This is a genomic window from Qipengyuania sp. MTN3-11, from assembly GCF_042851825.1.
GTDB lineage: Bacteria > Pseudomonadota > Alphaproteobacteria > Sphingomonadales > Sphingomonadaceae > Qipengyuania.
Genome location: NZ_BTGM01000002.1, coordinates 460,149 through 481,275 on the forward strand (window position 1 = coordinate 460,149; position 21,127 = coordinate 481,275).

26 protein-coding genes are annotated in these 21,127 nt (G+C 66.4%); 9 read left to right on the forward strand and 17 right to left on the reverse strand.

The window, feature by feature from the left end; all coding sequences use genetic code 11:
- Positions 1-63 precede the first annotated feature (63 nt).
- On the forward strand, positions 64-1,488 hold the full coding sequence (locus tag ACGHN1_RS09425) for a sugar transferase (RefSeq protein WP_390550634.1): 1,425 nt from the start codon (positions 64-66) through the stop codon (positions 1,486-1,488).
- Positions 1,489-1,536: 48 nt separating this feature from the next.
- Here ACGHN1_RS09425 and ACGHN1_RS09430 read toward each other — a convergent pair whose 3' ends face one another.
- Genes ACGHN1_RS09430 through ACGHN1_RS09490 form a run of 13 tightly spaced genes read right to left on the reverse strand, consistent with a single transcriptional unit; the run spans position 1,537 to position 11,004 of the window.
- Positions 1,537-2,364: a flagellar motor protein MotB gene (locus ACGHN1_RS09430; RefSeq protein ID WP_390550636.1), complete on the reverse strand. Its 828-nt coding sequence runs from the start codon at positions 2,362-2,364 to the stop codon at positions 1,537-1,539.
- A 1-nt stretch (position 2,365) separates the two neighbouring features.
- Complete coding sequence (gene motA / locus ACGHN1_RS09435) at positions 2,366-3,229, reverse strand: flagellar motor stator protein MotA (protein ID WP_390550638.1); 864 nt, start codon at positions 3,227-3,229, stop codon at positions 2,366-2,368.
- A 31-nt stretch (positions 3,230-3,260) separates the two neighbouring features.
- Entirely contained in the window at positions 3,261-4,172 is a 912-nt protein-coding gene (flgL, locus tag ACGHN1_RS09440; protein ID WP_390550640.1) for a flagellar hook-associated protein FlgL, read from the reverse strand.
- Positions 4,169-5,509, reverse strand: a complete 1,341-nt coding sequence (flgK, locus tag ACGHN1_RS09445) for a flagellar hook-associated protein FlgK (RefSeq protein ID WP_390550642.1) — start codon at positions 5,507-5,509, stop codon at positions 4,169-4,171. Before flgK ends, flgL begins: the two co-directional genes overlap by 4 nt.
- Entirely contained in the window at positions 5,509-5,817 is a 309-nt protein-coding gene (locus ACGHN1_RS09450) for a rod-binding protein (protein ID WP_390550644.1), read from the reverse strand. The genes flgK and ACGHN1_RS09450 overlap by 1 nt, the downstream gene beginning before the upstream one ends.
- Positions 5,814-6,923, reverse strand: a complete 1,110-nt coding sequence (locus ACGHN1_RS09455; protein ID WP_390550646.1) for a flagellar basal body P-ring protein FlgI — start codon at positions 6,921-6,923, stop codon at positions 5,814-5,816. The genes ACGHN1_RS09450 and ACGHN1_RS09455 overlap by 4 nt, the downstream gene beginning before the upstream one ends.
- Positions 6,923-7,576 (reverse strand): flagellar basal body L-ring protein FlgH, encoded by a 654-nt coding sequence (locus ACGHN1_RS09460; RefSeq protein WP_390550648.1) that lies wholly within the window; start codon positions 7,574-7,576, stop codon positions 6,923-6,925. The genes ACGHN1_RS09455 and ACGHN1_RS09460 overlap by 1 nt, the downstream gene beginning before the upstream one ends.
- 11 nt (positions 7,577-7,587) lie before the next feature.
- Entirely contained in the window at positions 7,588-8,376 is a 789-nt protein-coding gene (gene flgG / locus ACGHN1_RS09465; RefSeq protein ID WP_390550650.1) for a flagellar basal-body rod protein FlgG, read from the reverse strand.
- Positions 8,377-8,396: 20 nt separating this feature from the next.
- On the reverse strand, positions 8,397-9,137 hold the full coding sequence (locus ACGHN1_RS09470; protein WP_390550652.1) for a flagellar basal body rod protein FlgF: 741 nt from the start codon (positions 9,135-9,137) through the stop codon (positions 8,397-8,399).
- A gap of 5 nt (positions 9,138-9,142) precedes the next feature.
- Positions 9,143-9,955 carry a flagellar hook-basal body protein gene (locus ACGHN1_RS09475; RefSeq protein WP_390550654.1) on the reverse strand — a complete coding sequence of 271 codons (813 nt, stop codon included), beginning with the start codon at positions 9,953-9,955 and terminating at the stop codon, positions 9,143-9,145.
- Positions 9,956-9,971: 16 nt separating this feature from the next.
- On the reverse strand, positions 9,972-10,253 hold the full coding sequence (locus ACGHN1_RS09480; RefSeq protein ID WP_390550656.1) for a flagellar hook assembly protein FlgD: 282 nt from the start codon (positions 10,251-10,253) through the stop codon (positions 9,972-9,974).
- Positions 10,250-10,660, reverse strand: coding sequence for a flagellar basal body rod protein FlgC (gene flgC / locus ACGHN1_RS09485; protein WP_390550658.1), 411 nt, complete (start codon positions 10,658-10,660; stop codon positions 10,250-10,252). Before flgC ends, ACGHN1_RS09480 begins: the two co-directional genes overlap by 4 nt.
- Complete coding sequence (locus ACGHN1_RS09490) at positions 10,657-11,004, reverse strand: flagellar basal body rod protein FlgB (RefSeq protein ID WP_390550660.1); 348 nt, start codon at positions 11,002-11,004, stop codon at positions 10,657-10,659. Before ACGHN1_RS09490 ends, flgC begins: the two co-directional genes overlap by 4 nt.
- A gap of 182 nt (positions 11,005-11,186) precedes the next feature.
- Between ACGHN1_RS09490 and ACGHN1_RS09495 the strand changes: the two genes are divergently transcribed.
- The 8 genes from ACGHN1_RS09495 to ACGHN1_RS09530 all read left to right on the forward strand — a co-directional run bounded on the left by ACGHN1_RS09495 (position 11,187) and on the right by ACGHN1_RS09530 (position 17,305).
- Positions 11,187-11,843 (forward strand): MotA/TolQ/ExbB proton channel family protein, encoded by a 657-nt coding sequence (locus tag ACGHN1_RS09495; RefSeq protein WP_390550662.1) that lies wholly within the window; start codon positions 11,187-11,189, stop codon positions 11,841-11,843.
- On the forward strand, positions 11,840-12,268 hold the full coding sequence (locus ACGHN1_RS09500) for a hypothetical protein (protein ID WP_390550664.1): 429 nt from the start codon (positions 11,840-11,842) through the stop codon (positions 12,266-12,268). The genes ACGHN1_RS09495 and ACGHN1_RS09500 overlap by 4 nt, the downstream gene beginning before the upstream one ends.
- A gap of 123 nt (positions 12,269-12,391) precedes the next feature.
- Positions 12,392-12,847: a flagella basal body P-ring formation protein FlgA gene (locus ACGHN1_RS09505; RefSeq protein WP_390550666.1), complete on the forward strand. Its 456-nt coding sequence runs from the start codon at positions 12,392-12,394 to the stop codon at positions 12,845-12,847.
- Positions 12,848-12,927: 80 nt separating this feature from the next.
- A complete protein-coding gene (gene flgM, locus ACGHN1_RS09510; protein ID WP_390550668.1) occupies positions 12,928-13,215 on the forward strand; it encodes a flagellar biosynthesis anti-sigma factor FlgM in 288 nt (95 codons plus the stop codon).
- Positions 13,212-13,547, forward strand: a complete 336-nt coding sequence (locus tag ACGHN1_RS09515) for a hypothetical protein (RefSeq protein WP_390550670.1) — start codon at positions 13,212-13,214, stop codon at positions 13,545-13,547. The genes flgM and ACGHN1_RS09515 overlap by 4 nt, the downstream gene beginning before the upstream one ends.
- Positions 13,548-13,623: 76 nt before the next feature.
- The gene (locus ACGHN1_RS09520) at positions 13,624-14,484 is read left to right on the forward strand and encodes a transglycosylase SLT domain-containing protein (RefSeq protein WP_390550672.1); all 861 of its coding nucleotides are present in this window, start codon (positions 13,624-13,626) and stop codon (positions 14,482-14,484) included.
- The gene (locus ACGHN1_RS09525; protein ID WP_390550674.1) at positions 14,481-16,583 is read left to right on the forward strand and encodes a flagellar biosynthesis protein FlhA; all 2,103 of its coding nucleotides are present in this window, start codon (positions 14,481-14,483) and stop codon (positions 16,581-16,583) included. The genes ACGHN1_RS09520 and ACGHN1_RS09525 overlap by 4 nt, the downstream gene beginning before the upstream one ends.
- Positions 16,580-17,305 carry a sigma-70 family RNA polymerase sigma factor gene (locus ACGHN1_RS09530; RefSeq protein ID WP_390550676.1) on the forward strand — a complete coding sequence of 242 codons (726 nt, stop codon included), beginning with the start codon at positions 16,580-16,582 and terminating at the stop codon, positions 17,303-17,305. Before ACGHN1_RS09525 ends, ACGHN1_RS09530 begins: the two co-directional genes overlap by 4 nt.
- 72 nt (positions 17,306-17,377) lie before the next feature.
- Here ACGHN1_RS09530 and ACGHN1_RS09535 read toward each other — a convergent pair whose 3' ends face one another.
- From ACGHN1_RS09535 to fliR, 4 genes are read right to left on the reverse strand one after another with little or no spacing between them, the layout of a single operon-like run.
- Complete coding sequence (locus tag ACGHN1_RS09535) at positions 17,378-17,758, reverse strand: flagellar protein FliS (protein ID WP_390550678.1); 381 nt, start codon at positions 17,756-17,758, stop codon at positions 17,378-17,380.
- A gap of 1 nt (position 17,759) precedes the next feature.
- Entirely contained in the window at positions 17,760-19,178 is a 1,419-nt protein-coding gene (fliD, locus tag ACGHN1_RS09540; protein ID WP_390550680.1) for a flagellar filament capping protein FliD, read from the reverse strand.
- The gene (locus ACGHN1_RS09545; RefSeq protein WP_390550682.1) at positions 19,175-20,335 is read right to left on the reverse strand and encodes a flagellar biosynthesis protein FlhB; all 1,161 of its coding nucleotides are present in this window, start codon (positions 20,333-20,335) and stop codon (positions 19,175-19,177) included. The genes fliD and ACGHN1_RS09545 overlap by 4 nt, the downstream gene beginning before the upstream one ends.
- Entirely contained in the window at positions 20,332-21,117 is a 786-nt protein-coding gene (fliR, locus tag ACGHN1_RS09550) for a flagellar biosynthetic protein FliR (protein WP_390550684.1), read from the reverse strand. Before fliR ends, ACGHN1_RS09545 begins: the two co-directional genes overlap by 4 nt.
- Positions 21,118-21,127 lie beyond the last annotated feature (10 nt).

Genomic DNA, 21,127 nt, shown 5'->3' on the forward strand with positions numbered 1-21,127 from the left:
CCGTTGGCGATTTTTCCCGGCTCATGGTATTTGCTGCAATGCACAACGGCAATTGCGTGCCGTGTGGCATCCACGCGTGGCGGGGGCGATTTGACGGTTCAGTCCGATCTTCAAGGGTTCGAGACGGTTGCCGCCTGGGGGCACCATGTTCGCAGGTCCTCCTCGCAAAAGGCGCTCCGGGTTCGCCTCTTTTCCGGCCTCGTCGCGCTCGACTTTCTCGTCATCGCCGGCCTGCCGCCGCTGCTGAGCCTGATCGAACCCCTGAGCGAGCGCTACGATGCCCTGCTCACCTTTCTGATCGTGCCGTTCTACGCGCTCATCGCCGGCGATGGCCGGGCCTATGCGCTCGGCGTTCTCAAGAACCCCGTCGAATGCGCGCGGCGCGGGGTCAGGTCGCTGGTGCTGGCGCAGCTGTGCTGCCTGGCGGTGATCTTCTTCCTCAAGCATTCCGACGAGACCTCGCGCCTGTCCCTGGGCATCACCGCGCTTGCGACGATCGCGAGCCTGGCGGTCGCCCGGGCGCTCTACGTTCGGTCCGTGCGAAGAGCCATCAGGGGCAATCTGGTTCAGGAACTGGTGCTGATGGACGCGGTGGCCCCCGATAACACCCAGGTGTTCGCCAATGCGGTCGATGCCCGGCATCTGGGCATCAGGCCCGAGCTCGACAATCCGGAGATGCTCCATCGGTTCGGCCTGCTGGCCAGGGCCTTCGACCGCATCGTGATAGCGAGCGTGTCCGAGCGGCAGATGGCCTGGTCGCTGATGCTCAAGGGCGCGAACATCGATGGCGAGATCCTCGTCGAACAATCCAACTCGGTCGGCGCGATCGGCCTTGGCACCTTCAAGGGCCGGCAGACCCTGTCGGTCTCGCGCAAGCCGCTCAGCCTGGCCAACCGCATCAAGAAGCGGGGCCTGGACCTGGCGCTGACGATCCCGTTGCTGATCCTGGTCCTGCCCCTGCTGGCGGTGGTCGCGCTGGCGATCAAGCTGGAGGACCGGGGGCCGATACTCTTCCGGCAAGCGCGGGTCGGCAGGGGCAACTGCCAGTTCGCGGTCCTCAAGTTCCGCAGCATGCGCACCGAAGGGTGCGATGCCCAGGGCAATCGGTCCGCCAGTCGCGACGACGAGCGGATCACCCGGGTCGGCCGGATCATTCGCGCAACCAGCATCGACGAGCTGCCCCAGCTCGTCAACGTCCTGCTCGGCGACATGAGCCTGGTCGGGCCGCGGCCGCACGCGCTCGGCTCGCTCGCCGGCGAACGCCTGTTCTGGGAGATCGACGAGACCTACTGGCACCGCCACCAGCTCAAGCCCGGCATCACCGGGCTCGCCCAGATCCGCGGACATCGCGGCGCCACCCAGCACGCCTCCGACCTCACGAACAGGCTCCAGGCAGACATGGAATACATGGAAGGATGGGACATCTGGCGCGACATCGCCATCCTCCTGCGTACCTTCCGCGTCCTTACACACCCCAACGCATACTGAACAAACCAGCCGCCCGCGGATGGGGCGTGGACCGATCCGCAAGATGCATCAGTGCTCGAGCGAAATCGAGATCCGGCGGTTGCGCGGGTCGGTGGGGTCGTCGCGGATCAGGGGCTCGGTGTCGGCGACGCCCTCAATCCTGCGGAACCTGTCGGCACCGATACCCTGACGCATCAGCGTCTGGCGCGTCGCTTCGGCGCGGCCGGCGGAAAGCGACCAGTTGTTGACCAGCCTTGTGTCGCGATAGCGCAGCCCATCGGTATGACCGCGCACGGTAATCTTGCCGTGCTCGGGCGCGATTGCCTTGGCCACCACCTCCAGCAAGCCGCGCGCATCTCCGGTGAGCACCGTGGTGCCGAGCGAGAACATCGAGAAATTCGCGTCGTCGACAAGGTCGATGCGGATTCCGGTCGTGGTATCGATCATGCGCACCTGGCGCATGAGACGCTTCAGCCGCTCCTCCTCGGCGACCGCGTCGGACACGCGTTCCTGGATCCGCTTGATCTTCGCGGCACCCTCCTTGGGGCCGCCGGTCATGTCGCGCGGCACGGTCAGCGTCTTCGTGCCGGTCTGGCCCATGGCGTGGGGATAGTTCTCGACATCGGTCAGCGACGAACCGCCGAGCAACCCGTCCGAGCCGGCGCTCTGTTCCTTGGTCTTGACCAGCGTGGGCGTGAAATAGTCGGCCAGGCCCTTGCGCTGGTCCTCTGTGGTCGCACCGAGCAGCCACAGCAGCAGGAAGAACGCCATCATCGCCGTGACGAAGTCGGCATAGGCGACCTTCCAGGCGCCGCCATGATGCCCGCCCTGAACGACGGTGACCTTCTTGACGATGATCGGAACCGGATCGTTGCGTCCGGCGGGCTTGCTCGCCATCTCAGCGGCCCCGAAGCGCGTCGAGAAGCTCGTTCAGGCCCGGTCGCACGGTATGCCCCAGGCCGGAACGCGCGCTTTCCACCACCAGCGGTTGCGGATGCCCGTAGAGAGAGGCGATGATGACCTGCTTGACCGCGTGGAAGATTTGCTCGTCCTGTTCCAGCACCTGCTTGAGCCGGCCGGCCAGCGGGCCGACGATGCCGTAGGCTAACAGCACGCCGAGGAAGGTTCCCACCAGCGCCGCGCCGATCATCTTGCCGAGGATTTCCGGGGGCTGGTCGATCGAGCCCATCGTCTTCACCACGCCGAGGACGGCGGCGACGATGCCGAGTGCCGGCAAGGCGTCGGACAGCGTCTGGAGATTGTGCTGCGGCTCGTGAAGCTCGTGGAAATGCGTTTTCATCGCATTGTCCATGACTTCCTCGACGGCATGGGTCTCGAGCGTGCCCGAGGACACCACCAGCAGCGTCAGCGTATCGCAGATCAGGGCGATCAGCGGCTTGTTCTTGAGCAGGTTGGGATAGGCGCTGAACACGGTCGAATTGCCGGGATCCTCGAGATGGCTCTCGAGCGCGACGGGGCCATCGTTCTTGAGCATGCGCATCAGTTGCGAGGTGAGCGCGATCGCGTCGATATGGTCCTGCTTGTTGTGCTGCGGCCCCTTGAAGATTTTGCCGAACGCCCCGCCCATGGCCTTCAGACCCTCGATCGAATTGCCTGCGACCAGCGCGCCGACCGCGGCACCGCCGATGATCAGCATTTCGAAAGGCATCGCCTTCAGCACCGGACCCATGGAACCGCCACTGAGCATGAAGCCGCCGAAAACCATGACCAGCAGAACGACTATGCCGATGATCGCGTACATCTTGATGAACTTCCTTCGTTGAGACGCGCGATCAGCGCAGGATCGAGAACAGAGAGAGGTTGGCGAGGCGAACGAAGCTCGCCTGGCTCGCCTCGAGTATGGTGAGCGTTTCCTGGAGCCGGGTCATCGTAGTGGCGATGTCCGCCCCCCCGACATCGAGCCGTTCGTCGGCCACTCTTTCGGCATTGTTCTCGCGGCGCTCGTCCATCAGATCGACCCAGTTGAGCCGGGAGCCGACGACGGTCTGAGCCGTCGTGACCTTCTCGAGCCCCGCATCGAGATCGCCGAGCGCTGCCGTGCTCGCGTCGAGCGCGGCCTGACCGCCTCCGGACAGCGCGCTGGCGAGGGTGCCGAGGACGGCGAAGAGATCGGTGTTGCCGTTCGCACCGGTGAATTCGAAGACGTCGGGACCGACGAGAGCGGGATCGACCGACTGTCCCTCGCCGATCTCCAGCGGCGTCACGGAGGTGGTACCGACGAACTGGACCGCGGTGCCCGTGTCGACGTAGGCCGCGCCCGTCGCCTGCCCGCCGAGCAGCGCATGGCCGGCGATGTTGCGGCTGTTGGCGAGGAGAACCAGGTTTTCGCGCAAGCCGACGATTTCTGTTCCGATCGCCTGCCGCTGTTCGTCGCTCATCGTCGCTGCCGAAGCCTGGACCGCGAGTTCCCGCACCCGCACGACCACGTCGGCGATCGAGGCAAGGGTCTGATCGGTCAACGAAAGATCGGCCTGGGCGAGCTGCGAATTGCGCGAATCGACTGTCGCGATCCGCTCCTGCCGCGCGAGCATGCGCAGCCGGGCCGCGGCGACCGGGTCGTCCGAAGACCGCTCGAGCCGCTGGCCAGTCCCGATCTGCTGCTGCAGCGTCTCGGCCTGAGCGCGCAGGCTGCCGATCTGTCGCGCGCTGCGCTCGTAGAAAGCACCCGTGCTGAGATTGATCATCGTCCGATCCCCAGAAGTGTGTCGAAGATGTCGCTGGCGGTCTGCATCGCCCTGCCCGAGGCCTGGAAAGCCTGCTGGAAGCGGATGAGGTTGGCGGCCTCGGTGTCGAGATCGACGCCGGATTGCTGTTCCAATGAAATCCTGGCCGAGGATGCGATCGTATCGAGCGCACTCTGAGTGACCTTGCGCCCGGCGACCTTGCTCGACACATCGAACAGGAGGCCGCTGAGCTGCTGCGCGGGATCGATCCCGGCGAGCGACTGGCGCAGGGCGTTGAGATTGGCATCGTCGCGGCTTCCGGCGGCCGCGCCGGCGGGGGCGGTGGCGATGCCCCTGCCCTCGTTCATGACCACGCTCAGCGTCGCCGCCGTGGTTCCGGCGAAGATCGGCTGCCCCGCCGTGCCGTCGAGCGCGACGCCGGCGGCCTGGGCGCTGTTCACCGTATTCGCGATCCCCGCGGCGATCGTGTCGAGCCGCGTGCGGACCGCGGCAAGATCATTCAGGGCCAGCGCCGCGCCCGCCAGGCTGCCCGAGCTTGGCGTCATCGCCTGCCCGTCCACCGCATAGCTGAGAGTTCCGTCGGCGCCGGTTGCCGAGGAGAGCACGCTCGCGCTCCCACCCTGCACGAAGCTGCGGGCCGGGCTGGTGCCGAGCGATACCGAAACGGTCCCGTCCGCCTCGAAATTCGTGGAAATCGCCGTGAAGCCGGCGAGGCGTTCGAGCAGCTGGTCGCGCTGATCGAGCAGAGCGGCGCGATCGGAACTGCCGCTGCCCGCCCGGGTCAGCCGCAGATTGACGCGGGCGAGCTCGCCGCCGATGATGTTCGCTTCGGAAACCTCCGCTTCGGCATCGAAGCGCAGACCGGCGCCAACCGCATCGAAGCTCGATGCGGTGATGTTGAACTTGCTGGCCAGCGTCTGCGCCTCGCCGATCACCGCGGCGCGGCGCGAAGGATCGACCGGGTTGCCGGCGAGCTGCTGCAGCGCCGCTTCGAATTCGACGATCGAGGTGAACACGCCCGACTGTTCGAGCGCGCTTTCCATGTTGGACAGGCCCTTGAGCTCGACATCCGCGCGCGCGAGATCGCCGGACGTCCGGCGCACCTCGCCCTGAAGGAAGGAATCGGCGTTGCGGCGGATTTCGGCGATGCGCGCGCCGGAAAGGGAGATGTCACCGATCCGTCCGGCGCCGCCCGAGGCCGAGACTTCCTCGATCCGCAGGCTGCGCCTGACATAGCCGTCGCTCGAGGCGTTGGCGATGTTCTGCGCGGTCACGTCCAGCGCTCCGCGCGCGGCGCGGGCACCGCTGACGGCGATCGAGAGGAGGTCGGATGCCATCAGCCGTCGCTTTCCGGCAGGAACCGGGCGAGCTGCGCCTCGATGGCGGTGGCGAAGCCGAGTTGGCCGGACTGCGCGGTGATCTCCGCGAAGCGCGAATCGCGCATCTCGCGGAAGGTTTCCTCGCCCTCGCCGCCGAACAGGTCGTTGCCGCCGAAATCCGTGCTTCGCGCGCTCGACAGCATCTGGCGAAGGAGGATCGCCTCGAACTGCTGCGCCGCCTGGCGCAATTCCTCGCGCGCAGGGGAGGGCGTTCGCTCGGTTGCGATCGGCTGGGGGCCAGTCTGGTTGATCGGCAGGGCGGTCATATGATCACCAGTTCCGCGGTCAGCGAGCCGGCCTGCTTCAGGCCTTCCAGGATCGCCACCAGATCCGCCGGGCTCGCACCCAGCGCGTTGAGCGCGTCCACCACCTCGGCGAGCGAAGCGCCCGGACCGATGCCGGTGACCACGCTGCCTTGCTGGCTGGCGCTGATCGTGCTGCTGGGCTCGAGCGCGGTCTGCCCCCGAGAAAAGGGCTCCGGCTGGACGACCAGCGGATCCTCGTCGATGCGAACCACGAGGCTGCCGTGGCTGATCGCCGCGGGCGCCAGGCGAACCGCGCTGGAAATGACGATGGTCCCAGTGCGGCTGTTGATCACGACCCTGGCGGCGCGTTCGGCGGGCTCGACCGAAAGCATCTCGATATTGGCCATCAGCTCGGCGCGGGTGTCCGCGCCAGGCGGCATGGCGAGGGCGAGAGTGACCCCGTCCTCGATCCGCGCCATCCCCGGATAGACCGCATTGATGGCGTCGCGCACCCGCGTCATGGTGAGGAAATCGGCGTTGAACAGGTTCCAGCGCAGAACCTCGCTGAAGTCGAAATTGCTGACCACCGCCTGTTCGACGCTTGCGCCGTCGGCGATGCGGCCCACGGTCGGCACGTTCACGGTCAGCTTCGACCCGTCCTTGCCGGACACGCCGAGACCGCCGACCGCGAGGTTGCCCTGCGCCATCGCATAGACCTGGCCATCGGCGCCGTAGAGCGGGGTCATGATCAGCGCGCCGCCGCGCAGGCTCTTGGCCTTGCCCATGGTCGACACGGTGACGTCGATCCGCTGGCCCGGCTTGGCGAAGGCGGGAAGGTCTGCGGTGATGATGACCGCCGCCGCGTTCTTGAGCGCCGGGTTGACGCCCGGCGGAAGCTGGAGGCCGAGACGACCGGAAACGCCGCGCATGGCCTGTGTCAGATAGGCGAAATTGTCGTCGCCCGACCCGTCGAGGCCGACGACGATGCCGTAGCCCGTCAGCTGGTTCGAGCGGACCGACTGGAACTGGCCGAGATCGCGCACCCGTTCGGCCGACGCCGGCAGGGGCATCGCGGCGACGATCAGCGCGAGGACAAGGGTGAGGCGGCGGAGCATTTGGCGGGCCATCAGAAGGGCGATACCGCGCCGAAGAAGCGGGACAGCCAGCCTTCGCGGCCGGCCTGCTGGACCGATCCCGCCCCCGAATAGGTGATGCGCGCATCGGCCACCCGGATCGAGGCGATGCGGTTGTCCTGGTCGATGTCGGCCAGCCGGATGATCCCGGCGAGCTGCACCCATTCGTCGCCCTGACTGAGGCGCATGACCTTTTCCCCCCTGATCAGAGCCGTTCCGTTCGGCCGCACCTCGGCGATGGTCACCGTGAGGTCCGCCCGGATCGAACTTGCCTGGGACGCGTCGCCCGAACCTTTGAACGACGCACGCGCCGCGGCATTAAGATCGGCTTCGTCGATCCCGACGAATTCGGGCAACGTCAGTCCGAGGCTGCCGTCGCGCTTGGTCGAGCCGCTGGTCGACTTGCTGGTCTGCGTGCGTTCGACGAGCACGACGGTCAGCGGATCGCCGACGCGCGACGCGCGATTGCCGTAGTAGAGCGGCGCGTAGCCGTGGCTCGCCTGATAGATCGCGCCATCCGCATGGCGCGCCTCGAGATAGGCAGGCGGTGGCGGCAGCGCGGCGTCGAAGCCCAGGGGCCGCGAGCTCGCGGTGCCGCAGGCGGTACAGGCCAGCACGAGCGGCAGGGCCAGGATGCGGTTCGTCATCGTTCCGGTCCTCACAGCGTCTGGTTGGCGTTGCGCAGCATCTCGTCGACGGCGGAGACCATCTTCGAGCTGATTTCGTAGGCGCGCTGGCACTCGATCATCTCGACCAGCTCCTCGACGATGTTGACGTTCGAGCCTTCGAGCATGCCTTGGCGGATGTTGCCGCGACCGTTTTCGCCAGCGGGCGCGACCTCGGCGGCACCGCTGGCAGCGGTCTCCACCAGGAAGTTGTCGCCGATCGCCTGCAATCCCGAAGGATTGGTGAAACGCGCGACCTGGATCTGGCCGAGTTCTGCCGGTTCGGCCTCGCCGGGAAGCGTCGCGGACACGGTTCCGTCGGGGGAGACGGCGATGGCCGTCGCGCCTTCGGGCACGGTGATCGCCGGCTGGACCGCATAGCCCTGCTGGGTGACCAGCTGGCCCTCGGCGGAAAGCGTGAAATTGCCGGCGCGGGTGTAGCCGGTACGTCCGCCGGGCATCTCGATCTGGAAATAGCCGTCCCCATCCAGAGCGAGGTCGAAGGCGTTGTTCGTGGTGTTGAGCGCGCCCTGCGTCATGATCTGGCTGGTCGACTGGACCGCCACGCCGGTGCCGAGGTTGAGACCGGTCGCATAGGCCGTCTCACCGGAGGAGCGCTGGCCTGCGACCCGCGCATCCTGATAGGCGAGCGTGGCGAAATTGGCGCGGTCGCGCTTGAAACCGGTGGTGCCGACGTTCGCGAGGTTGTTGGCGATGACGCGCATCCGCGCATCCTGCGCCTCGAGCCCGGTGCGGGCGACCTGAAGAGCTGAAGTGGGCATGGAACTGTCCTTTCCCCTGATTAGCCGAGGCGCATGAGCTGCGCGCCGCTTTCGTCGATTTCGCGTGCCGTGGAGATGAGCTTGCTGCGCATGGCGAAGAGCCGCTGCGCGTCGATCATCTCGACGAGGACTTCGGTGGTCTTGACGTTGGACTGCTCGAGCGCGCCGACCTGGACGGTGGCGGCCTCGTCGGTCGGCAGGATGCCCCCGCCCTCGACCCGGAACAGCCCGTCGAGACCCTTGCTGAGCGGCGAGCCCTGCCAGGCCGCCAGCTTGATCCGGCCGATTTCGGCGGGCGGCTGGTCGGGCGTGGCGGGATCGGCGATGGTCACCGTTCCGTCGGGCGCGATCGCCGGGGTGCCGACCGGAGGCACCGTGATGGGACCCCCGTCTCCCAGCACCGGGCGCCCCTCGCCATTGACGAGGAGCCCCGTGGCCGAGATCGAGAGGTCGCCGCGGCGGGTGTAGGCTTCGGTGCCGTCTTCCGCCTGAACCGCCATCAGCGCGTCGGTAGCGATCGCCAGGTCGAGATCGCGACCGGTTTCGATCACCTCGCCCTTCGCCATATCCGCGCCGCGAACCTGCGCGATCTGCATCGCGCGGGCTTCGACGGGCTGACCTTCGAGAGTGACGGCGCGCTGATCGAGCAATTCGGCGCGAAACCCGAGCGTGTTGGCATTGGCCATATTGCTCGCGATGACGCGCTGGCTGTCCATCGACGCCCGCATGCCCGAAAGCGCGGTATGGATGAGGCGGTCCATGGCGATCAGGTCCGCAGGTTGATGACGGTCTGCGAAATCTGGGTCGCGGTGTCGATCGCCTTGGCATTGGCCTGGAAGTTGCGCTGGGCGGTGATCAGCCCGACCAGTTCCTCGGCAATGTCCACGTTCGACCGCTCCAGCGCGCCCGAAAGGAGCGTGCCATAGGCACCCGAACCCGGCGCGCCGTAGCTGGCGGGGCCGGAAAGACCGGTGCCTTCCCAATTGGCGTCGCCAACCTTCTTCAATCCGCCGGGGGAGATGAAGGTGGCGAGCGCCACCGCACCAACCGGTTCGACCGAACCGTCGGCATAGGATGCATTGACGACACCAGTCTCGCTGATGGTGACGCCGATGAATTCGGAACCGGCCGCGTTCTGGGTCGGCACCGTCGCATTGCCAAGTCTGTTGCCGGTGACCCGGCCGCTGGCATCGACGGGGAACAGCTGCAGGCTGTTGCCGCTGTTGTCGACGATGTTGCCGGTCTCGCTCAGCTGGAACGAGCCCGCACGCGTGTAGCGGGTGACGCCGTCGATCGGCGAGCGGGTGGTGAAGAACCCGTCTCCGGTGATGGCGAGGTCGAGCGCGGAACCGGTCTGTTCGACCGGGCCGAGCGAGAAGTTCTGGCTGATCGATTTCACCGATGCGCCGATGCCCTGGATCATCTTCGGGTTGGTCAGCGCCGATCCGGCGACGATCTCCGAGAATTCCGTGCGGCTGCGCTTGAAGCCGTAGGTTTCCGAATTGGCGATGTTGTGCGCGATCACGCCGAGCGAGGTCTGCGCGTTCTTCAGGCCGTTGAGAGAAGTGTAGAAGGACATGTCTGGTCTCCTTTGATCAGGTGTCGGATGCGGTCGTCGTGGCGTTGATCAGCAGGTCGAGCTTGTCCGCAATCCGCTCGAGCGAGGCGTTGGTTTCGGCGACGCCGGCGAGCGAGGAGAACTGCGCCATCTGCGCCAGCATCTCCTTGTTATCGACCGGGTCGAAGGGGTCCTGCTGCTGCATCTGGACCGTCAGCAGCTTGAGGAAATCGCCCTGGCCGAGCGAATCCATGCCGCGGCCCTGGACTTGGCCGGTGGTGCCCGGGGCGGGCGTGGTGTTGGTGACGGAAGTGATCATTTCATCCTCATCGTTTCCAGCATGAGCTGCTTGGCGGTCGAGAGGGCCTCGACCATGTTGCGATACTGGCGCGAGGCTTCGAGCATCTCGACCATCTCGGCATTCTCGTCGACGGGCGCTTCCCACACGTCGCCGTTCTCGTCGGCGAGCGGGTGACCCGGATCGTGCCGACGAATGGGCGCGACATCCTCGCGCACGACGCCGCCGACGCGGACCGAGGACAGGCCCGACGCGCGGTCGAGCTCCTGCTCGAAGACGGTGCGCATCGGTCGATAGGCTTCGGCCTCGCTGCCCGCGACGGAGCCGGCATTGGCAAGATTGGACGCCGCGGTATTCATCCGCACGAGCTGCGCGGACATGGCGCGGTGGCCGACATCGAAGAAGGAGGTGGGGCCGCTCACGGTCACTCGCCCCTTATCGCGCGCGTGACGGTCTCGACCCGGCCGCGAAGGAAGTTGAGCGTCGCCGAATAGGCGACCGCATTCTCGGCGAAGGCGGCCTGTTCGGTCGACATCTCGACGGTGTTGCCGTCGAGGCTGGTCATCGTCGGGACGCGGTACTGGATCGCCCCGTCGGTTGCGCGGTCGGCCTCGACCCCGCCCAGCCGCGCTTGCAGCGCCGCGGCGAAGTTCACGTCGCGCGCCTTGTATCCGGGCGTCGCCGCATTGGCGATATTCGAACCGAGCACGCCCATGCGCTGCGACCGGATCTCCAGTGCCGCCCCATGAATGCCGAACAAACCTTCGCTCATCTGAGCCTCCGCGATTATTGCGAAGCCCTCTTTGCAATGCCCGTGCCAAACCGCGTGACGCGCTCATTCACCGGAGAAAACGGCAACGGCTGGCAAGGATTTGCCGGAGGGCGGCAAAGTTCGTCCGCCGGATAAAAACGTCGCTTCCGCCGCCGTTCTCGATGGCAAGGAGATTCCGCGAAATGACCGAAACCCTGCTCGATCCCCAGGCCATCGCCATCGTCCTGCTGGGGACGCTGGCTGCGACCCTGCTGCGATGCGGCGTGGCCGACAGCCGCTTGGCGATTGCTGGCGTACGGACTCTGCTGGACAGGCCCTTCGCCGTCGATCGCGCCAAGGCGGAACTGTCCGTGCAGATTCGCGAGATCGCGGACGACGGTTTCATCCGCGCGGAACCGCGCCATATCGGCGACACCGAATTCGACAGCCTGTCCGACCTGATCATCCACCAGCGTTCGATCCAGTCGCTTCACGGCGAGCACCAGAAATTCAAGGAGGCGCGGCTTGCCCATGCGCAGACGGCGACCCGCGTCTTCGAGAGCGCTGCCGAGCTTGCGCCGGTCTTCGGCCTTGCCGGCACACTGATGGCGCTGGCCCAGGCCCCCGGTCCGGCGGCACAGGGTGGAGGGCTGGTCGGTGCCATTGCCATGGCCGTGGTGACGACCCTCTACGGATTGGTCGCCGCCAATTTCGTGTTCGCCCCGCTCGGCAGTGCCATTGCCCGTAAATCGCGCCGCGAAGAGCGCGATCGCGACGCCGTGCTGGCCTGGCTCGAACAGGGTATCCGCCAGACGGGGATCACCGACCCGCAACCGCGGATCGAGCGCGAGGCGGCATGATCCTGCGCGCGACCTCCGGCTGGCAGACGATCACGGCCGATTTGGCCCTGATCCTCTTTCTTATCACCGCCCAGGCTGTGTCGGAGCCCGAGCCGGAGCAGAAGCCGACTCTGGCACGAAGCGAACCCGGGGCCCCGGTGGAATCGACAGGAGCGCTTGCCGTCCATCGACCGGCCATCGGAGAGGACATGGGTGAATGGCTGCGCTCGGCGGCGATCGACGAACGCCAGGTGGCGACCATCTCGATCGATTACGCGCCCGGCGAACGCGCCGTCGCTCTGCGCGAGGCGGATCGCCTGCTCGCAAGCGCCGAGGCGGAGGCGGTCGATGCGCGGCTGATCGTCGCGCCCGGTCCTGAAACGCGGGCCATCGTCACCATCGATTACTTCCGCAGCAGCATGGCTGGCACGGATTTTGCTGAATAAGCGATGATGCCCCCGAAGCCCGGGGAAGCCAAGGATCCGGAGTCGACAACGATGGCCAGCCATAGATTTCTAGCGCCTCTTGCAGCGCTCGCATTTGCCTCGACCGCCCTCGCGGCAACACCGATGGACCTCTCGATTATCGACCGGGCGGTCGCAGATTTCACCGGTGCGGGTGTCGGCCAGCCGGGCGGCGCCAAGCTGCCCGTCGATCGGCGCCTGCGCCTAACCGCCTGCCCTGCGGCGCTCGACCTGCAATGGTTCGGCCGCGAAGGAAGGTCGGTTCAGGTCGCCTGTCCGGCGGTCGGCTGGCGGATCTACGTCGCCGTGGACGGCACTGCCAACACCGCTCCTTCACCCGGAAACCGCCCCGGCGAGCAATTCGGCGAGCCCATCGTGAAGCGCGGAGAGAACGTGAGCATCCTCGTCCGGGGCAAGGGCTTCACTCTGACCCGGCAAGGCGCTGCCGTCGAGGACGGTGCACAGGGCGAATGGATACGGGTGAATGTCGAGGGCAAGGGCCGCGAAACCATGCGGGCGCAGGTCATCCAGCCCGGCAAGGTCGGCATCGATTTGCCGTAAGCGGCAATTTGCTTGCCGGGGGTGTTAAAACCCGTCCGCATTCGCCGTTCTGTTGGGTGACCAGTCAGTGGAGCGAAACGATGCGTATTGTCGGATTGCCGGAATTCGGAGGATCGGTTCGGAGGCCTGGTGCCCCGGTTAATCCGACCGAACGGGTCGCAGCGTCGCAGAAGGCCGCATCCCAGGCACGCCAGTCCGAGGCACCGGTGGCCACATCATCGTTTTCCGCCGGCGCCGAAGCCCCGGTCGATCACGAACGCGTCGCCCAAATTCGCCAGGCAATCGAGAGCGGCACCTATCCGCTCCTCCCCGCCAAGATCGCCGACGCCTTCATCGCGGCGCGGCTGTACGGAAAGATCGGTCAATGACGCGCAAACAGGAAACCCTGGCAACGCTGCAGCAGATGCTCGCACTTTTGCAGGGCGAGCGGCAGGCGCTTGCCGCTCTCGATCTCGAACGCATCGTGACCTGCACCAACGGGAAGCTCGATCTGTGCAACCGGCTGGAAGCTGTCGAGAAGGACAGCCTCGACGAGGAATGCCTGGGCATTCTCGATGCCGTGCGTCGCCTCAACGAAATCAACCGCCGCCTGCGCAACCTCATCGCCAGCAACGTACAGAACCGCCTGGGCGCTTTCACCGGTGGCGGCGCGGCCTATTCCGCGCATCCCAGACATGGTGGGAATCTCGCCATCGTGTGACCGCCGCCGACCGGTTCGGCGCTCTGGTTGGCACGCATCTTGCTGAACACCCCGGGTAGCTTTTCCCGGAGGATGTGTGCCCAATATCAATCCTGTCCAGACCGCCGAGGTGCGAGGCGCGATCGCCCGCGCGGCGACGCGGACCGGGGTCGATTTCGACTATCTTCTGGCCCAGGCCAGGTTGGAGTCCGGTCTCGATCCAAGCGCCAAGGCGCGTACCTCGAGCGCCACCGGACTCTACCAGTTCATCGATTCCACTTGGCTGCGCACGCTCGACCGGCACGGGGCCAAGCATGGCATGGATTGGGCGGACGCGGCGATCGGATCGGGCGGCCGTGTCGGCGATCCGACGACCCGCAGCCAGCTTCTCGCGCTGCGCTACGATGCCGACGCTTCCTCCCTCATGGCGGCCGAGCTGACCCGCGAAAACGCACAGGGCCTGCGCACGACTCTCGGGCGCGAACCGGAACCGGCCGAACTCTATCTCGCCCATTTCCTGGGACTCGGCGGTGCACAGCAGTTTCTGGGTGCGCTGGGCAGCAATCCCGACCAGTCCGCAGTGGCGCTGATGCCGCAGGCGGCACGGGCCAATCGTTCGATCTTCTTCAGCGGCGGTTCGCCGCGATCGATCGGCGAGGTGATGAACCTGATGCGCGACAAGGTCGCGGGCGCTTATGGCGAGGGCGGGCTACCTTCCGTAGGCCCCGGCGTCGAACAGCGGTTCGCGGGGCTTGCGGGCCAGCAGGCCGCGCGGCGCGCATCCTTCGGTTCGGGCAGTCTCTCCGCCCCCAGCCTCCCGGGGGGTGGCGGCGGAGGTCCGCGCGCCTCGATGGCGGATACGCTGCGTTCGACTTTCGGCGACGGAAGCGTCGCCGGCAGCCGGGCCCACGCACAGATCAACGCAGCCTATAGCAAATTCCGGGCGTTCGACCTGTGACCGCCCGCCAAATCCTCAACCCGGGCCTCGCTCTGCCGATCGGCATTCTCACGATCATCCTCCTGATGGTGATGCCGATCCCGGCGATGCTGCTCGACGTGTTCTTCGTCATGAACATCGCACTGTCGGTGTCGATCCTGATGGCGGCGATGAATGCCAAGAAGCCGCTCGATTTCTCGTCCTTCCCTTCCGTCCTGCTGTTCGCGACGCTGCTGCGCCTGGCGCTCAACGTCGCCTCCACCCGTATCGTGCTCCTCAACGGGCACGAAGGCGGTGCTGCCGCGGGCAAGGTAATCGAGGCGTTCGGCGCCTTCCTCATCGGCGGCAATTTCGCCGTCGGCATTTTCGTCTTCCTGATCCTGATGATCATCAACCTGATGGTCGTCACCAAGGGTGCGGGCCGCGTGTCCGAAGTCTCGGCGCGTTTCACCCTCGATGCCTTGCCCGGCAAGCAGATGGCGATCGACGCCGATCTTGCCGCCGGACTGCTGACCGCCGACGAGGCCAAGGCCCGCCGGCGCGAGATCGCCACCGAAGCCGATTTCTACGGGTCGATGGACGGCGCCAGCAAGTTCGTGAAGGGCGATGCCGTCGCAGCCCTGCTGATCCTGCTGATCAACGTGGTTGCCGGGCTCGTCCTCGGCGTCACCACCCACGGCCTTTCGGCCGGCGAGGCGGCGGAATTCTACGTCACGCTCGCTGTCGGCGATGCGCTGGTCGCTTCGGTTCCGGCGCTGCTGCTGTCGATTGCCGCGGCGGTCATCGTCACTCGCGTTGCGGATACGCGCGACCTGACCGGCCAGATCGGCGGTCAGCTCGCCGATCCCAAGATCTGGCTGCCCGTCGCCTGCATTCTGTTCGTGATCGGCTGCATCCCGGCCATGCCCCAGTCGATCATCCTGCCCCTCTCGGCCGGGGCGTTCTGGCTGTGGTTTAGCCTGCGCAAGCGGCAGGATGCAGCGAACAATGTGCCCGAACCGGAAGTGGTGCGGGATCCCTCGCACATCGCCATCGAAGAGGTGACCGATCAGACCCTGGTCACCATCCAGCTCGGGTACGGCCTCATCCAGATGACCGACGAGAAGCGCGGGGCGCCTCTGGTCGCCCGGCTTACCGGGCTGCGCAAGCAGATGTGCCAGACCTTCGGCTTCATCGTCCCGCAATTCCGCATCGAGGACAGTTTCGAAGTGGAACCGGACGGCTATCGCATCACTCTCGGCGGCGCGAACATCGGAAGCGGCAAGATCAAACCGGGGCATCTGCTGGCGATCGACACCGGCGAAGTCATGCACTCGCAGGTCGTCCATGGCGAAGCGACCGTGGATCCCAGCTTCGGATGTCCCGCGCTGTGGATCGATCCCGGCACCCGTGACCTCGCAGTCGCGGAAGGCTATCTCGCCGTCGATCCCGAAAGCGTCATCGCGACCCAGATCCACCAGCTCCTGGGTGCCCGAGCGCACGACCTTCTCGGCCCCGACCAAGTCCGCGATCTCGTCGATCATCTGCGCGCGCGCCACGGCCAGCTGATCGATACGATCACGCCGCAACCGCTAACGCTGGCGGCCCTCACCCGCCTGCTCAAGGCCTTGCTCGCCGACGGCATTTCGCTGCGCCACGCCCTGCGCGTGTTCTCGAGCATCTCGCTCGCCGCGCAGCAGACCGCCGAACACGACCGGTTGATCGACATCGTCCGCGCCGATCTCGGCTCGATGATCGTTGCGGACATCTGCCCGCCGCATGCCAAACTTCCCGTACTGACCCTGGCAGCGGGGCTCGAAGACATGGTCGTCGGCGGTCTGCAGGACCCTGCGACCGGCGAGATCGTGATCGAACCGGATCTGGCGCGTTCCATCGGCGAACGCATCTCGGCGATCATCGCCCAGCGCGATCCCGCCGCGCCCCGTCCGGCACTGATCGTCCAGCCCCGCGCCCGCCGTGCACTCTCCGCACTGCTGCGCCTGCGCGCGCCGCAATGCGTGGTGCTGTCGATCAACGAACTCCCCGCCGCCCAGCCGATCGAAGTGATCGCGGTGATCGGCGACGAAGCCAACCAGGCACCTGCACAAATCGGCCATTCAACGGAGGCCCTCGCAGCATGAAGCACGACCACACCCACTTCGATGCGCAGCGTGCCTATGGCTGCGAGATCAGCCAGCGGATCGAGCAGTTCATGCCCATGGTTCGCAAGCTGGCCTGGTATTACGAAGGCAGCTGCGGAGCTTCGCTGGATATCGACGATCTTCTCCAGGCCGGAATGATCGCGCTGACCGAATGCGCGCAGCGCCACGAACGCCCCAACGACGACGGCTTTGCCGCCTATGCCAAGATCCGCGTGCGCGGCGCGATGATCGACCTGCTGCGCTCCCAGTCTCACCATGTGCGCGGCGCCGCCGCCCTGCGACGCCGGATGGACGCTGCGGCGGACGAATTGCGACAGAGGCTGGGCCGCGACCCCTCCCCTGACGAAATGGCGCACTCGCTGGGCATGTCGACCGAGGACTACCATCGGTTCCACGGCCAGATGGCGACCAGGATCGTCGATCTCGAGGAATGCTATTCCGACACCAATCCCGCCTTCGCCAGCCAGGAACCCGACGCCGAGGCGACCCTGCTCGAAGCCGGGGACAAGGCCGCGCTCGCCGTCGCCATCGCCGCCCTGCCCGAACGCCTGCAGCTGGTGATCCAACTGCATTTCCTGGAAGAACTCAACCTGACCGAGATCGCCGCGGTGTTGGATGTCAGCGTACCTCGCGTCCACCAGCTGAAGGCCAGCGCACTCGAGAAACTGCGGATCGGGCTGGTAGCGGCAGAGGCTGCTTAGCCCAGCTTTCCCGCGGAAGCTGCAGGCGTGGCATGGTTGGCGAGAAGGCCAAGCCCCCTCCCCTTCCCCTTTTTAGTGGTAAAGCGCCCCGCGGAACGCGCCGGCGACTTCGCCGAAATCGGCCTTGAGCGTCGCGATCGCGGCACCGTCGGTGTGACGGATCGAATCCAGCAACGTGCTCTTGGCCGAGCCGTAGAACTGGGCGAGTGCATCGCCCATCTCCGCGCTCCGGTCTATGCCGAGTTCGAGAGCGGTGAGCGCAGTGACACAGCGGGTTATGGCCCTGCTCCGGGCCGCCCTGTCCTCCTTGGCGTCCGCCAATTCCAGGCGAGCGATATTCTCGAGGAAATCCTCCAGGCAGAAGAGCACCAGCTCTTCGCGCGAACTGCCCAGCAGACGGACGTCGAAGCTCGCCTCGCGATAGGCTTCATCGGGTCTCGAACGGCTCAGCATGTCAGTCTTTCTGGGCGTTCCAGACGTCGATCTGGGACTGGAGGAAGGACAGCGTCGACATCGATGCGGCGACCCGGGTGTCGGCCTTTGCGAAACGCGCGACCATTGTGGCGCGCAGGGTTTCCTGCTGGGCGGTCAGCTTTTCCAGATCGCTCGTGACCTGCTGCGCCTGGCTCTCGTAGCGCGCGATCGATCCGGCAAGACCGCCGGGATCGCTGGCAATGCTGTTCGACCGCGCGAGCCGCTCGATCGAGGAATAGACCCCGTCGATGCCGGTCGTGAACATCGCGGCGACACCCGCTGGGTCGCGTGCCAGGGCCGCGGTCAGCCGACTGCTGTCGAAGGTGAAGCTGCCATCGCGCTGGATCGACAGGCCGAGCTCGGACAGCGTGCGCGGCGCGCCTTCCGGAGCATCGGGCATCAGCACCGATGTGCCCAGGGCCGACAGGCTGCGAGCCAAGGCCTTGGCGCCGGTATCGCGCGCCAGATCGCCCGTCTTCGGGTCGATCGCAGTCCGCAATTCACCCACGATCTCATTGAGGGCGCCGGTGATGTCCTGCATCACCGAGGCGAGCGCTCCGGAGGAATTGCGAAAGCCGATCGTTGCCGGCGCGCCGGGATTGGTCCCGGTCAGCGCCAGGGACAGGCCCGGGGCGGCGTTGTCTATGGTGTTGGAGGGGCTTTGCCGGGCAATGCCGTCGAGCAGGAACTGCGCATCGCCGGATGCCTTGAGCAGTCGTGCCGGATCGCTGCCGGGTTGCCACGCCAGGGCTGAAAGTCCGGGCTCGCCGGGGTTCTCGGTCGCCTCGATAGTGAAGCCGTTCGCCCGTCCGTCGGCACCCTTGACCACAAGCTGCGCGCCGGTGGTTGTCTGCGCTACATAGGCGCTCAGCCCGGCATTGGCGGTGTTGATGGCGGATGCCACGTCGTCCAGCGTCGCGCCTTCGGCGATGGCGAGCGTCAAGGGCTCGCGGGCGCCATCGGGAGCGAATGCCGCCGCATCCGTCGCGCCGAAGCGGATCGTCAGCGTTCCCGAACCGACTGGATCCGCTCCGCTGGAATAGTTCGGGCTGGTCAGCACCTGATTGGTCGCCAGGCTGGTGACTTCGAGCGAATAGCTGCCCTTGCCGATCGATCCGATCGGGCTCGACACCGCGGCGACAGAAGGATTGGTGATGGTCGGAAGCGGCGCGAGATCGCCGGTGCGCAGGCGGTCGCCCAGCGCCGCGGCGAAGGTCGAGAGGCTGCTGCGGATCGATCCGGCGATCGAGATGCGGCGTTCGAGCGTTTCCGACTGCGAGGTCAGCCGCTGGTTGCGGCTGGCGAACTGGGCCTCGGCAAGCTGATTCGCCAGCCCGGTCATGTCGACGCCGCTGCCGATGCCTAGCGAATTGGCGATCGAGGAAGGAGAAATGTTCATCGTTCTGATAACGGCCCGTCTTGCCGCGGATTAACCGCGATCCGGCCATCGGCGTCAAAGCGCAGCGCCGCGGGCACGTCGACATCCGGGAGCGGCGGCGTTTCCCCGCGCTTGAGCGAGAGGACGTACGCGAGGACGGAGGCGACCGCTCCATAAAGGTCTTCGCAGATGATCTGCCTCTCGCGCGTGGTGTAGTAGACCGAACGGGCGAGCTGCGGAATCTCGATGGCCGGCAGATCGAACTCGCGCGCCAGTTCCTTCATCGCCATGGCCTTGTCGCCGCGTCCCTTGGCAAGAACGATCGGCGCCGAGGCCTTGGCCGGATCGTAGGTCATCGCGACGGCGAAATGCGTCGGGTTGGTGATCACGAACTGTGCCTCGCGCATTGCCCCGGCGACCGAACCCGACGCGATGTCGCGCTGGCGTTGGCGGCGCGCAGCGCGCATCTCGGGCGAGCCCTCGGTTTCCTTGTTTTCGTCGCGAAGTTCCTGGTGGCTCATCTTGAGCCGCTTCTGCTGGCGCAGCCACTGGATCGGCAGATCGACCAGGGCGATCACCACCAGCCCGGCACCGAGCGCGAAGATCAGCGAGACGATCGCATCCCAGGCGGCAGTGAGCTGGGCGGAGAGATTTCCGCGGCCGAGTCCGATCACGGTCTCCATGCTGGTCCACCACCAGACCGCAGCGATGCCGCCGAGGAGGGTGATCTTGAGCAGGCCCTTGCCCATTTCGATCAGACCCTGGGGGCCGAACATCCGCTTAAGCCCGGACAGCGGATTGATGCGCTGGCCCTTGGCTTTCAAATTGTCCCCCACCCATCGCCCGCGACCGAAGGCGAGCTGGGATATCAGCGTGACGACGATCACCGGGACCGCGAGTGTCAGGATCGCCGGCACGCCGAGAAGTAGACCCTGCAGGAACAGTCCACGGACGCCGAAATCGCGAAGGTCCCGCGCGTCGAAGGAGAACGCCTCGCGCGTCAGGTCGGCAAGCCCGTCGAGCAGCAACGGGCCGGCGAGCGCCAGCCACGCTCCGCCCAGAAGCACCACGGCCGCCGTGCCCGCGTCCTTGGAGCGCAGGACGTCGCCCTTCTTGGCGGCGTCCGCGAGACGCTTCTCGGTTGGCGCGAAGGTCTTTTCGCCGGCGGTCTCGCTCATCGCACGATCACGCTTTCGGCTTGCTCCAGCGCGTCGCCGACCAGATCGGTGAACTGGTCGTAGATCAGCGGGGCGGAAATGATGAGTGCGGCCATGCCGGCGAGGACCCCCGCCGGCAGACCCAGCGCGAAGAGGTTGAGCGAAGGCGCGGACCGGCTGAGAATTCCGGTCAGGACCTGGACTAGCAGCAGGATCAGCGTCACCGGCAAGGCGATCCGAACCGCGGTCTCGAACATGAAGCTGGCGAAACCGGCGATCGCGGCAAAGCGTTCCGGACCCAGCCAGGTCTGCCCCGGCGGGAAGGTGTTGTAGCTTTCCGTCACCAGCGCGATCCAATGCAGGTGCGCGCCTGTTCCGAGGAAGATCAGCGTCAGCACGATCATGAAATACTGGCCGAAGGAGGTCGTAGTCCCGCCGCCCATCGCATCGGGCGAGACCGCCATGCTCATGCCCATCCCGCCGCCGATCAGTTCGGCCGCCACGGTGGGGGCGGCGAAGGCAAGCTGCAGGACGAAACCCAGCGCCAGCCCGACGATCACTTCACCCGCGATGACGAGCAGTCCCTCCAGGGACACGAGAGCCTCGGGTGTCTGCACTTCGGGCATCCACACCGAAACGAAGATGGCGAGCGCCCCGGTGATCGACACCCGCACCGACATCGGCACCGAAGTCGCGCCGAAGAACGGTGCGGCGAGGAGCGCGGCGCCGAGCCGCGTCATCAGGAAGACGACGCGCCACATGTCCTGCTCGAGCGCGCCGATGCCGAGATCGAGTCCGTTCACGAGGGTGCGG

Bases quoted from the DNA above. Each gene is read 5' to 3' on its own strand.
- ACGHN1_RS09430 (WP_390550636.1), bottom strand. From the start codon at position 2,364: ATGGCGAGCAAGCCCGCCGGACGCAACGATCCGGTTCCGATCATCGTC.
- motA (WP_390550638.1), bottom strand. From the start codon at position 3,229: ATGTACGCGATCATCGGCATAGTCGTTCTGCTGGTCATGGTTTTCGGC.
- flgL (WP_390550640.1), bottom strand. From the start codon at position 4,172: ATGATCAATCTCAGCACGGGTGCTTTCTACGAGCGCAGCGCGCGACAG.
- flgK (WP_390550642.1), bottom strand. From the start codon at position 5,509: ATGGCATCCGACCTCCTCTCGATCGCCGTCAGCGGTGCCCGCGCCGCG.
- ACGHN1_RS09450 (WP_390550644.1), bottom strand. From the start codon at position 5,817: ATGACCGCCCTGCCGATCAACCAGACTGGCCCCCAGCCGATCGCAACC.
- ACGHN1_RS09455 (WP_390550646.1), bottom strand. From the start codon at position 6,923: ATGGCCCGCCAAATGCTCCGCCGCCTCACCCTTGTCCTCGCGCTGATC.
- ACGHN1_RS09460 (WP_390550648.1), bottom strand. From the start codon at position 7,576: ATGACGAACCGCATCCTGGCCCTGCCGCTCGTGCTGGCCTGTACCGCC.
- flgG (WP_390550650.1), bottom strand. From the start codon at position 8,376: ATGCCCACTTCAGCTCTTCAGGTCGCCCGCACCGGGCTCGAGGCGCAG.
- ACGHN1_RS09470 (WP_390550652.1), bottom strand. From the start codon at position 9,137: ATGGACCGCCTCATCCATACCGCGCTTTCGGGCATGCGGGCGTCGATG.
- ACGHN1_RS09475 (WP_390550654.1), bottom strand. From the start codon at position 9,955: ATGTCCTTCTACACTTCTCTCAACGGCCTGAAGAACGCGCAGACCTCG.
- ACGHN1_RS09480 (WP_390550656.1), bottom strand. From the start codon at position 10,253: ATGATCACTTCCGTCACCAACACCACGCCCGCCCCGGGCACCACCGGC.
- ACGHN1_RS09490 (WP_390550660.1), bottom strand. From the start codon at position 11,004: ATGAGCGAAGGTTTGTTCGGCATTCATGGGGCGGCACTGGAGATCCGG.
- ACGHN1_RS09495 (WP_390550662.1), top strand. From the start codon at position 11,187: ATGACCGAAACCCTGCTCGATCCCCAGGCCATCGCCATCGTCCTGCTG.
- ACGHN1_RS09500 (WP_390550664.1), top strand. From the start codon at position 11,840: ATGATCCTGCGCGCGACCTCCGGCTGGCAGACGATCACGGCCGATTTG.
- ACGHN1_RS09505 (WP_390550666.1), top strand. From the start codon at position 12,392: ATGGACCTCTCGATTATCGACCGGGCGGTCGCAGATTTCACCGGTGCG.
- flgM (WP_390550668.1), top strand. From the start codon at position 12,928: ATGCGTATTGTCGGATTGCCGGAATTCGGAGGATCGGTTCGGAGGCCT.
- ACGHN1_RS09515 (WP_390550670.1), top strand. From the start codon at position 13,212: ATGACGCGCAAACAGGAAACCCTGGCAACGCTGCAGCAGATGCTCGCA.
- ACGHN1_RS09530 (WP_390550676.1), top strand. From the start codon at position 16,580: ATGAAGCACGACCACACCCACTTCGATGCGCAGCGTGCCTATGGCTGC.
- ACGHN1_RS09535 (WP_390550678.1), bottom strand. From the start codon at position 17,758: ATGCTGAGCCGTTCGAGACCCGATGAAGCCTATCGCGAGGCGAGCTTC.
- fliD (WP_390550680.1), bottom strand. From the start codon at position 19,178: ATGAACATTTCTCCTTCCTCGATCGCCAATTCGCTAGGCATCGGCAGC.
- ACGHN1_RS09545 (WP_390550682.1), bottom strand. From the start codon at position 20,335: ATGAGCGAGACCGCCGGCGAAAAGACCTTCGCGCCAACCGAGAAGCGT.